The 15,131-nt window shown below is 69.2% G+C and carries 12 protein-coding genes and 1 pseudogene; 9 read left to right on the top strand and 4 right to left on the bottom strand.

What is annotated here, in order from left to right:
* Positions 1 to 2 precede the first annotated feature (2 nt).
* Positions 3 to 659: pseudogene (locus tag OG609_RS01885) on the bottom strand (amidohydrolase family protein); the annotation flags it as partial.
* On the opposite strand from OG609_RS01885, the gene OG609_RS01880 reads away from it, so the two are divergent.
* The 4 genes from OG609_RS01880 to OG609_RS01865 all read left to right on the top strand — a co-directional run bounded on the left by OG609_RS01880 (position 609) and on the right by OG609_RS01865 (position 4,151).
* Positions 609 to 1,088 carry a PaaX family transcriptional regulator C-terminal domain-containing protein gene (locus tag OG609_RS01880; RefSeq protein WP_327271127.1) on the top strand — a complete coding sequence of 160 codons (480 nt, stop codon included), beginning with the start codon at positions 609 to 611 and terminating at the stop codon, positions 1,086 to 1,088. The pseudogene OG609_RS01885 and the gene OG609_RS01880 sit on opposite strands and share 51 nt — an antisense overlap.
* Positions 1,089 to 1,183: 95 nt before the next feature.
* Positions 1,184 to 2,578 (top strand): NAD(P)/FAD-dependent oxidoreductase, encoded by a 1,395-nt coding sequence (locus OG609_RS01875; protein ID WP_327271126.1) that lies wholly within the window; start codon positions 1,184 to 1,186, stop codon positions 2,576 to 2,578.
* Between the two features lie 52 nt (positions 2,579 to 2,630).
* A complete protein-coding gene (locus OG609_RS01870; protein WP_327271125.1) occupies positions 2,631 to 2,771 on the top strand; it encodes a hypothetical protein in 141 nt (46 codons plus the stop codon).
* A 24-nt stretch (positions 2,772 to 2,795) separates the two neighbouring features.
* A complete protein-coding gene (locus OG609_RS01865; RefSeq protein ID WP_327271124.1) occupies positions 2,796 to 4,151 on the top strand; it encodes a carboxylesterase/lipase family protein in 1,356 nt (451 codons plus the stop codon).
* Positions 4,152 to 4,173: 22 nt separating this feature from the next.
* Here OG609_RS01865 and OG609_RS01860 read toward each other — a convergent pair whose 3' ends face one another.
* A complete protein-coding gene (locus tag OG609_RS01860) occupies positions 4,174 to 4,332 on the bottom strand; it encodes a hypothetical protein (protein ID WP_327271123.1) in 159 nt (52 codons plus the stop codon).
* 350 nt (positions 4,333 to 4,682) lie between these two features.
* Between OG609_RS01860 and OG609_RS01855 the strand changes: the two genes are divergently transcribed.
* Positions 4,683 to 5,711: a helix-turn-helix domain-containing protein gene (locus tag OG609_RS01855; RefSeq protein ID WP_327271122.1), complete on the top strand. Its 1,029-nt coding sequence runs from the start codon at positions 4,683 to 4,685 to the stop codon at positions 5,709 to 5,711.
* A 152-nt stretch (positions 5,712 to 5,863) separates the two neighbouring features.
* On the opposite strand, the gene OG609_RS01850 is transcribed toward OG609_RS01855, so the two are convergent.
* Entirely contained in the window at positions 5,864 to 6,070 is a 207-nt protein-coding gene (locus OG609_RS01850; protein WP_327271121.1) for a hypothetical protein, read from the bottom strand.
* A gap of 83 nt (positions 6,071 to 6,153) precedes the next feature.
* Here OG609_RS01850 and OG609_RS01845 point away from each other — a divergent pair, with 83 nt between their 5' ends.
* From OG609_RS01845 to OG609_RS01830, 4 genes are all read left to right on the top strand, one after another.
* Positions 6,154 to 9,537 carry a S8 family peptidase gene (locus OG609_RS01845; protein ID WP_327271120.1) on the top strand — a complete coding sequence of 1,128 codons (3,384 nt, stop codon included), beginning with the start codon at positions 6,154 to 6,156 and terminating at the stop codon, positions 9,535 to 9,537.
* A gap of 439 nt (positions 9,538 to 9,976) precedes the next feature.
* Positions 9,977 to 10,507: a hypothetical protein gene (locus OG609_RS01840; protein WP_327271119.1), complete on the top strand. Its 531-nt coding sequence runs from the start codon at positions 9,977 to 9,979 to the stop codon at positions 10,505 to 10,507.
* A gap of 44 nt (positions 10,508 to 10,551) precedes the next feature.
* The gene (locus tag OG609_RS01835; RefSeq protein ID WP_327271118.1) at positions 10,552 to 11,565 is read left to right on the top strand and encodes a hypothetical protein; all 1,014 of its coding nucleotides are present in this window, start codon (positions 10,552 to 10,554) and stop codon (positions 11,563 to 11,565) included.
* Between the two features lie 19 nt (positions 11,566 to 11,584).
* Positions 11,585 to 12,919: a Dyp-type peroxidase gene (locus OG609_RS01830; RefSeq protein WP_327271117.1), complete on the top strand. Its 1,335-nt coding sequence runs from the start codon at positions 11,585 to 11,587 to the stop codon at positions 12,917 to 12,919.
* Positions 12,920 to 13,534: 615 nt separating this feature from the next.
* Here OG609_RS01830 and OG609_RS01825 read toward each other — a convergent pair.
* A complete protein-coding gene (locus tag OG609_RS01825; RefSeq protein ID WP_442818055.1) occupies positions 13,535 to 15,040 on the bottom strand; it encodes a long-chain-fatty-acid--CoA ligase in 1,506 nt (501 codons plus the stop codon).
* Positions 15,041 to 15,131: the final 91 nt, after the last annotated feature.

The following is a 15,131-nucleotide window of genomic DNA, read 5'->3' as shown; positions in this document are numbered from 1 at the left end:
GCTCACTCCTCCGTCAGGCCGAGCAGCCGGGCCGCGTTCTCCTTGAGGATCTTCGGACGCACCTCGTCCTTGACCGGCAGCTTCGCGAAGTCGGCGAGCCAGCGGTCGGGGGCGAGCAGCGGGTAGTCGGACCCGAACAGCACCTTGTCCTGCAGCAGGCTGTTGGCGTAACGCACGAGCTGTGGCGGGAAGTACTTCGGCGGCCAGCCCGACAGATCGATGTACACCTCCGGCTTGTGCGTGGCCACGGCGAGAGCCTCGTCCTGCCAGGGGAAGGACGGGTGGGCGAGGATGATCCGCATCCCGGGGAAGTCGGTGGCGACGTCGTCGACGTCCAGCGGGTTCGAGTACTTCAGCCGGATGCCGCCGCCTCCGGGCGCCCCCGCACCGATGCCGGTCTGCCCGGTGTGGAAGACGGCGATCGCGCCGGCCTCCTCTATGGCCTCGTACAGCGGGTACGCCATGCGGTCATTGGGGTGGAACGCCTGGATGTTGGGGTGGAACTTGAATCCCCGGACCCCGTACTCGGCGACCAGCCGGCGGATCTGGCGCACGGCGGCCCTGCCCTTGTACGGATCGACCCCCGCGAACGGGATGATCACGTCCGGGTGCTCCCGGGCCGATTCGGCGATCTCCCCGCCCCGCGCCGAGTCGACGTCGCCCCGCCGGCGGCGGAGTTCGGGCTCGGGGATCACATCAGGGCCTTCCATGGCGAGGCCGCGCCGCCGACCGAGGCCGGGTCACTGTTGCACGCCGCCTTCGACGTGGACGCGATCGCCACCGGCTACCGGTCCTTCATCGATCGGTGGGGCGGCTCCGTTCCGCCGGGCGGAGCCGCGGACGACATGGCGCTGCAGCTCCTGTTGCACACCGACTGGCTGGAACTTGTGCGCGACGCCCCCTATCTGCCCGCCGAGCACTTGCCCGAGGACTGGCCGGCTGCGCGCGCCGAGGAGCTCTTCCGTGAGCTGGCGCGGCGGTGTGAGCCCGGTGCGTCGCGGATCGCGGACGAGATGCTGGACCGGATCGACCTGGCCGACGGGGCCGTGACCGAGGGGGCCGCGGGCGATGAGCCCGGGGTCGGCTGAGCGCTTATGACAACACCGTTGACGTTATGACCTCCAAGCGGTCTGATGGCGGCACTTCGGAGGCACGTTCCTCCCTATTCCGAAGGAGCCGCCTCATGGACCCCCTCATCTCGCTCCGGGACGCCGAACCGATCCCCTTCTGGCTTGACGACCCCGACCGGCCCCACGCAGCCGGCGCTCTCGTCGGGGCCACCCGCTGCGACCTGCTCGTGGTCGGCGGCGGATACAGCGGACTGTGGACCGCACTGATCGCCAAGGAACGCGACCCGTCCGCCGACGTGGTGCTGATCGAGGCGCAGGAGGTGGGTGGAGCGGCTTCGGGCCGCAACGGCGGATTCTGCGAAGCCAGCCTCACCCACGGCCTCAACAACGGACTGCAGCGCTGGCCGAACGAGATCGGTCTGCTGGAGCAGTTGGGCCGCGAGAACCTCCAGGCCATCGAGGACACGATCGAACGGCACGGGATCGACTGCGCCTGGGAACGCACCGGCTCTCTCGTCGTGGCCACCGAGCCCTATCAGGCCGCGGGCCTGACGGAGGAGGCCGAGAACGCCACCCGGTACGGCGGCAGCCCGGTCCTCCTCGACGCCGACGCCGTACGGGCCGAGATCGACTCACCGACTTTCCTCGGCGGCCTCTGGAACAAGGACGACGTCGCCATGGTCAACCCGGCCAGGCTGGCCTGGGGCCTGAAGCAGGCGTGTCTGAACCTCGGAGTGCGCATCCATGAGCACACTCCCGCGACGGAGCTCACCGAGGCCGGCTCCGGAATCGCCGTCCGCACCCCCTACGGCCGCATCGACGCCGCGCGCGTGGCGCTCGCCACCAACGCCTACCCCTCCCTGGTCCGCCGCCACCGCCCTTACACCGTGCCCGTGTACGACTACGCCCTGATGACACAACCACTGACCGACGCCCAGCTGGCTTCCGTCGGCTGGCGCAACCGACAGGGATTCGCGGACAGTGCCAATCAGTTCCACTACGTACGCCTGTCCGCGGACAACCGCGTCCTGTGGGGCGGGTACGACGCCGTCCACCGCTACCGAGGCCGTGTCAGCGCCGAGCGCGACCAGCGGCCGGAGACCTTTGCCACCCTCGCCCAGCACTTCTTCCGGACCTTCCCGCAACTGGAAGGCGTCCGCTTCACGCACGCGTGGGGCGGCGCCATCGACACCAGCACCCGCTTCTGCGTGTTCTTCGACACGAGTCACCGCGGGAAGGTCGCTTACGCCGCCGGCTACACCGGACTCGGCGTCGGGGCCACGCGCTTCGGCGCAGAGGTCATGCTCGACCTGCTCGCAGGCGACCGCACCCGGCGCACCGCGCTGGAGATGGTCCGGAGCAAGCCCCTGCCCTTCCCGCCGGAGCCGGTCCGCTCCCTGGGAATCGGCATCACCAAGTGGTCCCTCGCTCGCGCGGACGAGAACGCCGGCCGGCGCAACCTCTGGCTCAAGGCCCTGGACCGCTTCGGTCTCGGCTTCGACAGCTGACACCGGACTCGGCTGCTGCCAGGAGCGGCCCGACGATTCCCGCAGTGAGTCCGTGAGGGGGGCCGACGCCACGAAGCTGTTCCACGACGGGTGTATTGCCGTCACATCCGTCATCGCCGACCGCATGGCCGAGTATGCGAAGGTCCTGGTGCGTACCCGCCACTGCATCGAGCGCGCCGCGCCCCGCCGCTGACCGACACCGCCAGAGAGGCCCCGCATGACGGAAGACATCATCCGTACCAGCCACGGACCGGTGCGTGGCGAACGTACCGAGACAGGCGTCCGCTTCCTCGGTATTCCCTACGCCCGGCCGCCGATCGGACCGCTCCGCTTCGCCGCGCCCGTCCCCCCGGAGCCGTGGGTCGACGTCCTCGACGCCCGCGTGTACGGACCCACCGCGCAGCGCCGTCCGTTCGCCGAGGCAACCACCATCCCCGAGCCCTGCGTTCCCGGTGACTCCACCCTGAACCTCAATGTGTTCACCCCGGCCCGAGCCGCCGGGCAGGCCGGCCTCCCCGTCCTCGTGTGGATCCACGGCGGCGGCTTCGTCGCGGGCTGCTCGGCCAGCCCCTGGTACGACGGCACCGCCTTCAACCGTGACGGAGTGGTCCTGGTATCACTGGGCTACCGGCTCGGCATCGAGGGCTTCCTGCACATGGAGGACTCGCCCGACAACCGCGGGGTGCTCGACTGGATCGCAGCCCTGCGGTGGGTGCGGGAGAACATCGCCGCCTTCGGTGGGGACCCGGACAAGGTGACCATCGCCGGCCAGTCGGCAGGCGGCGGCGCGGTCCAAACACTCCTGGCCACGCCGGCCGCGGCGGGCCTGTTCCGGGCAGCGATCTCGGCTTCGGGCGCGGTCATGCGACCGCAGGGCCCCGAGTTCGCGGTGAACGTCTCCGAGTTCTTCACCGCACGCACCGGAGTGCCCGCCACGGCCGAGGCGCTCCAGAGCCTGACGGACGAGGAGATCCTCGCCCTCCAGGACGCGCTGAACGCCCCCGGTCCCGATCGCGATGCCCTCCCGATGTTGGTCCTCGCCCCCTTCGCCGACGGAGTGCTGATCCCCGAACCCGTACCGGAGGCACTCATCGCCGGCGCGGCGGGCCAGCACATCCCGCTGATGATCGGCTGCACCACGCACGAGTTCAACGCAGTCGCGGAGGGAGAGGCTGGTCAGGCCCTCACCGACCAGATCTTCCGTGCACCCGCCCTTGCCCTCGCCGAGTCCCGGGCGAGCCGCGATCTCCCCACGTGGCTCTACCAGTTCGATTGGACCGCGACCGCACCCGCTTTCGAGGGCCTGGCCCACCACTGCGTCGACCTTCCCTTTGTCTTCGACCTTCTGGGCGCCGAAGGGGTCGACAAGGCGTTGGGGGAGGTGCCCCCGCAGCAGCTCGCCGACGCCGTGCACACGGCCTGGGTCGCCTTCGTCCGCGACCTCGACCCCGGTGCGGCCTGGCCCTCCTACTCCACCGAGCGGCGCGAGACCCGTATCTGGAACACGGAGTCCCGCACGGCGCGCGACCCGCTCCGTTCCGTACGGGAGACCTGGCTGGGCGCGGAGACCTGACCGCGGTCTCCGCGCACCGTCGTCACCGGCCCGGCGTGTCCTCCTCAAGGACCGGCCGGGCTGCGGCGTAGGCGGCGTTGGCGGCCGGGACCCGGTGGACCGCAGCCTGGGGCAGGGGGCGATCGAGGTCCGCAGAGTGTGCCGGGGGAGACGCGGCCACGGGCATCGTTGCGGTGTCCATGATGTCCTGGCCGGCCGCGCCCCGGTGGACGCAGGGGCCGTACCCCCGTGGCACGGTCGGACGTCGCGGCCTCGGCGGGGGAGCCGGCCCGCCCTGTCGGTGATCAGTAGGAGTCCGGGCGGTCGGTGCCAGGCGGGGTTCGCAGGCGAGGAGCGCCATCAGGACCTCGCTCACGTCGACTTTCGAGCAGGCTGGAGCCCGGGTGATCGGCATCCTGGCCGGGGTACCGGCCAGGCGAACAGCCAATGGCGACAACCTGACAGAGGGATAGGGTTCGGCTGAGAAGAATCCGCTCGGTGCACGGGAGCTGCGCCAGGACCGGACACGGTGGCCACCCGAGGAGGAGCCGGATGCTGCAGGCGCTGGGATTGGGCCCGGCCGAAGAGGCCATCTACACGGCACTGCTGGCCCGCCCGACAGCCTCCGCGCAGGACCTCGCCCGGCAAACCGGACTCGACAAGGCCGAGAGCATGCGCATTCTGCTCGACCTGGCGGCGCGCGGCCTGGTGGCCGTCGCCACCGCGGCCGAGAGCGGGGCATCCGACTCGGCCGATTGCGATGCCGGTCTCCGGCCTGCCCACTACCGGCTCACACCGCCCTCGGTCGCCCTGGCCCCGCTCCTCGTCGAGCAGCGCAACGCGCTGCACCAGGCCGAGACCGCGTTCTCGATGCTGACCGAGCAGTACCGCAGCACCGCCGCACACACTGCGGGCGGTGTCGTGGAGGTGGTCGTCGGCGTGGAGCAGGTCGCACACCGGTTCCACCAACTGCAGCGCGGCGCTCAGCGGGAGTTGCTTGTCTTCCTCGTCGGCGCGCCCATCGCGGTACCGCGCGAGGATACCGACACGTCGGAGAGTTCCGCGCTGGACCGCGGGGTCGACTTCCGGGTCGTGGCTGACAAGAACTATCTCGACAGTCACGACGTCGTGCGGGACGTGCGGGCGGCCGTCACGGCAGGCGTCGAGCTTCGCCTGGTCGATTCGCTGCCGCTGAAGATGGTCGTGTCGGACCGGGAGCGCGCCATGGTGCCACTGGACTTGGCGGACTCCGGCGGTGAGCCGAGCGCAATCGTGGTGCACCGCAGCGGCCTGCTGACGGCCCTGGTCCATCTTTTCGAGAAGGAATGGGCCCAGGCCCGGCCGATGTACACCACTGCCACGGGCGTGCGCGAGGAGCCGGCAGCCGATCAGCAGCCGACCGAGGAGGAACTGGAGGTCCTGGCCTTGCTGCTGGCAGGGATCTCCGACCGGCGGGCGGCATCCCAACTCGGTCTCTCCATACGCACCGTGGAGCGACGGATACGCCGTCTGATGGACCTTGCCGGGGTGGAGTCGCGCCTGCAACTCGGATGGCACGCTGCACGTGCGGGCTGGCTTTGACCTCCTCTTCGGCCTGACAGCCAAGGATCTTCCGTCCCGTCGGTGGCCCCTGCGAGGGTGGCCGCCAACTCCTGGCGGGGTTCTGCTTCACTGCCGACGGGCCCGTTCCCCGGCGGCGGATCGGAGTCCGCACGGATCCGGAGGAATCGGCGTCACGGAAGGAGCTTGAGGCAGGCCGGGGACTGCTGCTGGTCAAGGAGCGGGTGAATGTGCCCGTGCGCCCCCTTCGGCGAGAGCATCCGGGCGAGCGTCGGCCCGGCGAAGCGCGCCCCCATCTGCCGGGCCCGAAGATCCACCGAGCTGACGAACCAATTGATGTGACCGCGTGACGGAATACCGCCACGTGGGAAACCCGTCACGCGCGGCATCCCCAATCAAGCCACACGTCTGCCAGGCTGCAGCCGCAGTTTGGCATATGTTCATGGCTCACATAGGGAGATTCATGCGTTCCATAACGCGTATGGCCTTGGGCACGGCGACCGCCGCCGTCCTGGCCGTCACGGCGGTCGCGCCTTCCGGCGCGGCGGACACTCCGCCTGACGGTGCCTCGGGGAAGAGGCCCGTCATCGGCAGCAAGGCCGCAGGTGGCAAGCAGGTGACGGTCACGCTCGTCACCGGCGACAAGGTGATGGTGACCACGGACACGTCGGGTCGCAGCTCGGCGGCGGTGCTGCCCCGCAAGGACGGCACACAGCCGATGGTGCAGACCTATCAGAGGGGCAAGGACCTCTACGTCTACCCGGAGGACGCCTCTCAGGCGATCGCCCAGGGCAAGGTCGACGAGCAGCTGTTCAATGTCACCGGGCTCATCCGCCAGGGATACGACGACACACATACCGACACGTTGCCGCTTATTGCCACTTACCAGAACAGTGTGAACGTCGCCGACAGCGCGCCGGCGGCTCCGCGCGGAGCCGATCGGGGCCTGAGCCTCCCGGCTGTGGACGGCGTCGCGCTCAGGGCCGGCAAGGACACCGCCGCCGCCTTCTGGCAGGACGTCACGAACCCGCGCTCACGTTCTGGCTCCACGTTGAAGAAGCTGTGGCTGGACGGCAAGGTCGAGGCCACGCTGGACCGGTCCACCGCGCAGGTGCACGCGCCGGAGGCCTGGGCGGCCGGCTACGACGGCAAGGGCACCAAGGTCGCCGTGCTGGACACGGGTGTGGACGCCGAGCACCCGGACCTGGTGAACCGGGTGGACGCGTCCAAGAACTTCACGGATTCCAAGACCACCGACGACCATGTGGGCCACGGCACGCACACCGCCTCCACGGTCGGCGGGTCCGGAGCGGCGAGTGACGGCCGTAAGAAGGGCGTCGCCCCCGGTTCCTCCCTGCTCATCGGCAAGGTCCTCAACGACGCAGGCTACGGCCTGGACTCCTGGATCATCGCGGGTATGCAGTGGGCCGTCGACCAGAAGGCCGACGTCGTCTCCATGAGCCTGGGCAACCCCAGGATCGGCGACTGCGCCGACCCGATGGCCCAGGCCACGCAGGAGCTGTCGAAGAGCAAGCACACCCTGTTCGTCGTCGCCGCCGGCAACTCCGGCCCGGGCGCCGAGACCGTTTCCTCGCCCGGGTGTGTGCCCGGCGTGCTGACCGTGGGCGCCGTCGACCGCGACGACACCACCGCGCAGTTCTCCAGTCGCGGTCCGGTGGCCGTCACCCACACCCTCAAGCCCGAGATCGCCGCCCCCGGCGTCGACATCTCGGCGGCGGCCGCGGGCGGCCGCGGCGTCTATGCCTACCGGACGATGTCGGGCACCTCCATGGCCACCCCGCATGTCGCGGGCGCTGCGGCTGTCGTCCGCCAGGCGCACCCGGACTGGACCGCGCAGCAGATCAAGGCTGCCCTGGTCTCCTCCGCCCGCACCGGCGGCAAGGTCGCCGGCGCCGACCAGACCGGCGGTGGGGTGCTTGACGTGTTCGGCGCGGTGAACCAGAAGGCGCTCTCCGCGCCGGCTGTCCAGGCCGGCAGCTACAACTGGCCGCAGGACGCGTCGGACCGCACCACCGTGCAGGTGCCCTTCACCAACACCAGCGACAGCAACCTGACGCTCCATCTGAAGCTCAGCGGTGTGCACGGCAACGACGGCAGCGATGTCACCTCCGGAATCATCAAGCCGGAGCAGAACAAGGTGACGGTCCCGGCGGGGGCCACCGCTCAGGTGCCGCTGCAGATCGACCCCACCGCCCGTCTGAAGCCCGCCCAGTACGGTGCGGTCACCGGCCGGGTCCTGGCCACCGGCGGCGATGTGCACGTCTCCGTGCCCGTCACGCTCTACGTCCAGCCGGAGACGGTCACCCTCCGGGTCAAGGTCGTCGACCGCAACGGCAAGCCCGCGACCGGCTCCTCCTCCCTGGACGTCGCCAGCATCGACTCCGACGAGGGCGAGCGCCGCACCAACGCGGGTGCGTCCGAGCAGATCTACCGTGTGCGCCCGGGCGACTACGCCCTCAGCAGCTTCGTGGCGACGCCCGACGCGAGCAACACGCCCGAATCGGTCAGCTACCTCGCCCACCCGCAGATGCGGATCACCAAGGACACCACCGTCGTCCTCGACGCCCGCAAGGCCCACCAGCTGAGCCTGCACACCAACCGCCCCTCGACGCTGCAGGGCACCACGTTGAACTACGCCCGCACGTGGGACGACACCTGGCAGCTCAGCGGAACACTCACGGCCGGCGGCGCCGTGAAGAAGTTCTACGCAGACATCGACGGGCGCGCTCACAAGGGCACCTTCGAGTTCCGGCCCACCTGGCGCGCGACCGGCTCCGAGGACGGCTCGTCCTACGTCTACAACCTGTCGTTCCCGACCGAGGGGCCGCTGCACTCCGACCAGGCCTACCAGCCGAATGACTCCCGGCTGGCCCAGGTCACCGAGACGTGGCATGCCATGGGCAAGGAGGCCGACTACATCGACGCGCTGTTCCTCCGTCCCTCCGGGAGCAGCGACACCCAGATCCCCGTGAGCCTGTACCAGACGGTCCACGTGCCTGGCACCCGCACCGCCTACTACACGACCGGCGACGACGCCTGGTACCACGGCGCGATGACGAGCTTCCCGTTCGCCGCGTTCATGGACGACCACGATCGCACCTACAAGGCCGGACAGCGGAGCGCCGAGGAATGGTACGGCGGCCCCCTGCGGCCGGGCGCGGCGCGCGATGCCGACGGCAACCTGATGCTGGCCGCCGAGCGGCAGGGCAACCTGTTCGGCATCCAGAACGCCCTCTGGGTCGACGGCTCCGGCGACCACTGGACCTACGGCGGGTCCTTCGGCGACCTCGGCAACATGTCGCTGAAGCGCAACGGTGAGCAGATCGGCAGACTCACCTATCCGTACGGCGTGTTCGAGGTGCCGGACGAGGACTCCGCGTACGAACTCACCCAGAACCTGGCCAAGATCGACACTGCGGACCGCAACTGGCTGCGCTCCACCGCCGCCACCACCACCTGGAGCTTCCGCTCCCACCGGGAGCCGGACGTCTACTCCCGCGGCCTGCCGCTGCTCCACCCGGCGTACGACCTGCCGGTGGACGGCATGAACACCCTGCCCGCGCAGAGCGGCATCAAGGTCGGCCTGTCGGTCGAGGGCCACGCCGGGTACACCCCGGGCGCGATCACGGCGGCCTCGCTGTCCTACTCCTACGACGGCGGCACCACCTGGACCCAGGCGCCGACCGAGCAGCAGGACGGCAAGTGGACGGCCGTCCTCGACCACACCGGCGCCTCCGGCAAGCAGGTCATGACGAAGGCCACCTTCACCGACGCCAACGGCAACGCGGTCACCCAGACCATCACCCGCGCCTACGACGTCCGGTAGCCACACAGTCCGGCCGGGCGGTCCCCCGCAACAGGGGGCCCGCTCGGCCACCCATGTGCTGCCCCACCCGCGTTCATCAGGGCGTGCTGCAGCCGTGCGCGAGGTGACGAGGCCGCAGGTTGCTCGTTGGGCTGTGTACGGGCGGGGTTGTTGATGCGGCCCGGTGGTCCGCTGGTTCGGCCGAGCTGCACGCCCATTGCCGGCCTGTCGGCAAGGTCGATGTACTTGGTCCTGCCCCAGGAGCGGGGCAGCCTCCAAGCACTCGGTGAGCGATGCCGTGAAGAACAATGGCCTGCCCGGACCCGGCCAGGCTGCCGACGGTGCTGCGCACCCCCCCGCGACCGGGATCACGGCAGTGCTGCTCACGAGGCGGATGGGCCTGTTGCGTGGGACAATCGGAGGGATTGTTCCCGGCCGACAGGTGGCGGGAGGAGCGGACATGGAGATCAAGCCGCAGGCGGCGGTCATCCCCGAGATCGACCGGCTCGAGCAGGGGAAATACGGTCCCGTGTTTCCGAAGACGCCGGCGTGTTACGGGTTCACCATCGTCGCGAAGGTCAAGCCGGGCCGAGCCGACGCGATGCGCGCCTACGGCAGCACTCTGGCCGAGGCTTTGGAGGAAGACCCGCATCTCCTCGCGCCACTGAAGTTGCACTACCTGCGCTGGGTGCTCTTCGACGACGACACGCGCTTCATGTATCAGGGGATCTTCGATACCGACTTCGACAAGTACACCGAGGACGCCATCGCGCTTTTCGGCAAGGCGGGGGTGAACACGGCCTTCGAGAACCTCGAAGGATTCCCCGAGGACTGGCGGACCAACCCTGAGGCGTTCGTCAGGTTTGTGCGCGAACACCACTGCCCGAGCTTCATCGAGTACGGGGAGTACCCGTACGTGTCCGCTGATGAGATCAAGAAGGCTCTGCGGATCAAGGATGCCCTGTCGGAGATGCTCGACCAGTTGCAGTGAGAACGGGCTGTCGTGTGCTTGTCCCATTGCGGATCGGAGACGAGATGAGCGAGGTCAGGACCGCGCGCACCTACAACCAGAACCACGTCCCGCGCGAATACACCCCTGGTCGGCGACGGGTGAGCATCTACGTCTCGTGGAGCTATCCGGCCGAGGCGGGCAGGAATCCGGCTGAGCTGGACAACCGGTTCTCCACGATGACGGAGGTCAGGCGGGTGGCGTGGCCTGCCTACGAGGATCCGAAGTGGTCCGACCCGTTGTACTTCCAGCAGGGCATCGCCGGCTCGCTGGAATTGTTCTTCTGGGCCTGGGTGCCGTTTCAGCAGTTCGTCGAGGAGGTCACCGGGCACCCCGTTCCGGTGTATCAGCGCATCGACCAGGCCGGGTTCCGGACCCCGCTCGACGAGCGCGTACTGGCCGACACCGACACTCTCTTCGTGTTCGGGCTGGATCACATGGTCACCGGGCAGGAGGCCCGGCCCGAGGAGGTTGAGGCACTGCGGGCCTTCCTCGGCCGGGAGGACGCCCGTCTGGTCCTGGGGCCTCACCATGACGTCGGGGCGTCGGACGATCTGGCCGTGCGGGACGTGGAGTACCACCATCACGGAGATCCCTTGGTCCCCCGCCAGCAGCGATTCGCCACCTACGTCCGGGACTTGATGCAGGGCCTCGCGGTGCCGGTCGAGAACCGTTACGGACTGCGCCCCGCGGTGCGGGAGAAGAGCAAGATCGCCCCGCTCTCCACGGTGAGGGACCTGGACGCGAAAGGGTGGCTGGAAGGGGTGACGAACTTCAACTTCCATATGCACCTGCCGCATTACGCCGTGACGACCGACGAGCCGGATGTCATCCGCGTGCTGGCCAGGCAGCCGATCGACACCTCCAGGCCGCATCCGTTCACCGAGGCCGGCAACACCGAGTTCAACATGTTCCTGTGGATGCCTCCGAGCGGTGAACGGGCCGGCGATGTGCTGCTGGCGGACTCCACGATCTTCAGTTCGCTGTTCGGCGGCGACGAAAGTCTGCGGAATTTCTGGCGGAACCTCGTTTCGAAGTAGCTTCGCAGGGAGGTGAACCGTGAGCGGGCCTACGCAAGTCGCGCTGGAACTCGACGATATTCAGCGCGGGGTTCTCAGCCCCCGGCCGACTCCCTACGCGGCGACCTACCTTGTGTTCCGCGTCGATGACCGGGCGGACGGGCGGGAGCTGATGCGGCGCGCGAGCGTGGTGGTGACCTCCGCCGCCGACTCGGTCAGCCCCCGGGGGGACACCTGGGTCAGTGTCGCGGTCTCCTGCCACGGTCTGGAGGCCCTGGGTGTGCCGCGCGCATCACTGGACACGTTCGCCTGGGAGTTCCGGCAGGGGATGGCCGCCCGGGCCGGAACGCTGGGCGACGTCGGCGAGAGCAGCCCCGAGAACTGGGAAGCGTCGCTGGGCACGCCGGATGTCCATGTGGTGCTCACGGCGGTCGCGCCTGACCCCCAACAGTTGGAGGCGGCCCTCGATCGGGCCCGCCCCGCGTACGACCACCTTTCCGGTGTGACCGCGATCTGGCGGCAGGACTGTTACGCGCTGCCCACCGAGACCGAGCATTTCGGCTATCGCGACGGCGTCAGCCATCCAGCCGTCGAAGGAAGCGGCATCGCCGGGTCGAACCGGCTGGAGTCGCCGCTGAAGGCCGGGGAGTTCGTGCTCGGCTACCGGGACGAGATCGGCGGTCTCCAGACCCCGCAGCCGGAGGTGCTGGGGCGCAACGGCAGCTACGCGGTCTTCCGCAAGCTCCACCAGGACGTTGCCGCGTTCCGGCGCTACCTTCGGGACAACGCCACTTCTCCCGAAGACGAGGAACTGCTCGCGGCCAAGATCATGGGGCGCTGGCGCAGCGGAGCCCCCCTCGCGCTCAGTCCGCGGTGCGACGACCCCGCTCTCGGTACCGACGGGGACCGCCGCAACACCTTCCTGTACGAGCGAGACGATCCTGCGGGGTTCATCACGCCCGGCGGCTGCCACATCCGCCGGGCCAACCCCCGCGATGCCTCGGTGGCGGGTGAAGTGCGCCTGCACCGCATGATCAGACGCGGCGCCGTCTACGGTTCGCCGCTGCCCGAGGGGGTCCTGGAGGACGACGGGGCCGACCGCGGCCTGATGTTCGCGTTCATCGGAGCCCACCTCGGGCGGCAGTTCGAGTTCGTCCAGTCGGAATGGATGAACGACGGCGTCTTCTTCGGCGCGGGCAACACCAAAGACCCTGTCACCGGATCCCACGACGGAGTCACCGGCTTCACCATTCCCCGGCGACCGCTTCGACGGCGCCTCGCCCCACTGCCGCGTTTCGTCGTCACCCGCGGCGGCGAGTACTGCTTCCTGCCGAGCCGGAGCGCCCTGCGCTGGCTCGGGGAACTCCAGAACTGACAGGGCGGCCACGCACACCGTGGCACCACCCCCGAGGTGCTCCGCCGCCCGAGAGTGCGTCACTCGGCGTGTCGTGGCGGTGGTGAACACCCGCCATCACGACACGCCGGGGAAGACCCGGTCGGCCAGGACCAGCATGGCCGGGCCCGCCGACCAGCCACTCGACGCGGGCTCGCAGCGTCGGCTCCCCGGCCCGGCAGTCGTCCAGCTCCGTATCAGGTACCGCGCGCGTGCCACCCTGCACCGGCGCCGCCATCCGTACCTGCGGGAACGCCGCCTTGTCCGGGCCAAGGGTGTCGCCCGGACGACCGAAGGCCCCCTCGGTCGGCCGGGCGACTTGTCAGCGGCATCCCAGCACGTGCCCTCCACCGCCACCAGCCGCAGCCCACGCCAGAACGCTCCCGGCGTCTGCTCGTTGGCCGGCGCCGGGCGGTGGCGGCGAACAGCGCCATCAGCGGATCCGAATCCGGCCGTCGCCCGGCTCGGAACAGCGAGGACCGGGCAGGCATCCACCACGATCCGAACAGCGCGGCTTACGCAGACCGTCGACCAGAAGCCCCACCACGCTGCGCACGCGGCGTCTTCCTGCGGTTGCCGTCGTCGAACCAGATCGGTTCAGTCCGTGGAAGCCTTCTGCTTGACGACGATCTCCCGCTTGAGGATCTTGCCGGTTGCTCCCTTGGGGAGTACGTCGGTGAATGTGACGATCCGCGGATACTTGTAGGCCGCCACCCGCTGTTTGACATGGTCGCGTATCTCATCGGCCGTGATCCGTGCACCGTCCCGGAGGGTCACGACGGCGGCTATCTCCTCTCCGTAGCTCGCGTGCGGCACGCCGACCACTGCGGCCTCGGCGACGGCCGGGTGTTCGTAGAGCACCTCCTCGATCTCACGTGGGTAGACGTTGTATCCGCCGCGGATGATGAGGTCCTTCTTCCGGTCGACGATGAAGTAATAGCCGTCCTCGTCGACTCGGGCCAGGTCGCCGCTGTGGAACCACCCGTCCCGGATGGCATCCGCGGTCGCATCCGGACGATTCCAGTAGCCCTTCATCACGTTGTCGCCGCGGATCGCGATCTCACCCACCTCGCCCGGGCCCACCGAGGTGCCGTCGTCCGCCACGACCTTGAGCTCGACCCCGCGGATCGGGAGGCCGATCGAGCCGGCCTTGCGTGGCCTGTCCGGGGGGTTGAACGACGCGACGGGCGAAGTCTCCGACAGCCCATAGCCCTCCAGCACCGTGACGCCGAATTCCCGTTCGAAGTCGTGCAGTACCTCGACCGGCAAGGAAGCACCGCCGGATACGGCCAGGCGCAGTGGTGAGAGGTCGTAGCCGTCGGGGATCTCGGTGTGGAGCAGGGCTGTGTACATCGTGGGGACGCCCAGGAAGACGGTGGCCCCGTCGTGATGCATGATCTCCAGCGCCTTGGCCGGCTCGAACCTCGGCAGCAGGGTCAAAGTGGCGCCCGCGGCGACGGCAGTGTTGAGAGCGCAGGTCTGCCCGAAGGCGTGGAACAGCGGCAGGCCCCCGAACAGTACGTCGCCCGGCCTGACGTGGAGCAGCGTCTCGGTCGCGGTGGCCGCGTTGGTCATCAGGTTGCGGTGGGTCAGCTCGGAGCCCTTCGGGGTTCCTGTCGTGCCCGATGTGTAGAGGATCACGGCAGTGTCGTCCTCTGCCCGGTCGACGACGTGGGGCATCGGTTCGGCGGCCCGCACTTGGGTGTCGAACGCCGTCGAGTCGGCGACCAGGCAGTCGGCCCCGACTTCCGCCGCGGCCGTTGCGACCTGGTCCGCGCACCGCGGGAGTGTCACCACGATCCGCGATCCGGAATCCCGGAGTGTGAAGGCTATTTCACGGGCCTTCAACAGCGGATTCATCGGTACCACCACGCCACCGCAGCGGAGGATGCCGTAGTACGCGACCGGGAAACAGGTGACGTTGGGCATGACCAACGCGACGCGGTCGCCCGGCCGGACGCCCTTGGTCTGCAACAGTGTGGCGAACCGGGCGCTCGCGTCGTTCAGTTGGCCATAGGTGAGGGCGATCTCATCCTGGCGAACGGCGACGAGGTCGCCGTGGGCCCGGGCGGATTCGGTCAGGAGCGTGGCGAGGTTGTTCATTCGGTTTCCTCTTTGATCTGGGGTGGCGGCGGTCACCATGGGTGCCGGCAGCCGCCGAGGCCCACGGATTTTTGCGTGGCGATCACGTCGC

This window comes from Streptomyces sp. NBC_01224, from assembly GCF_036002945.1.
In the GTDB taxonomy this organism is placed as follows: Bacteria; Actinomycetota; Actinomycetes; order Streptomycetales; family Streptomycetaceae; genus Streptomyces.
Note: the sequence above shows the minus strand (reverse complement) of the source record. Positions and strands in the feature narration are given on the sequence as shown.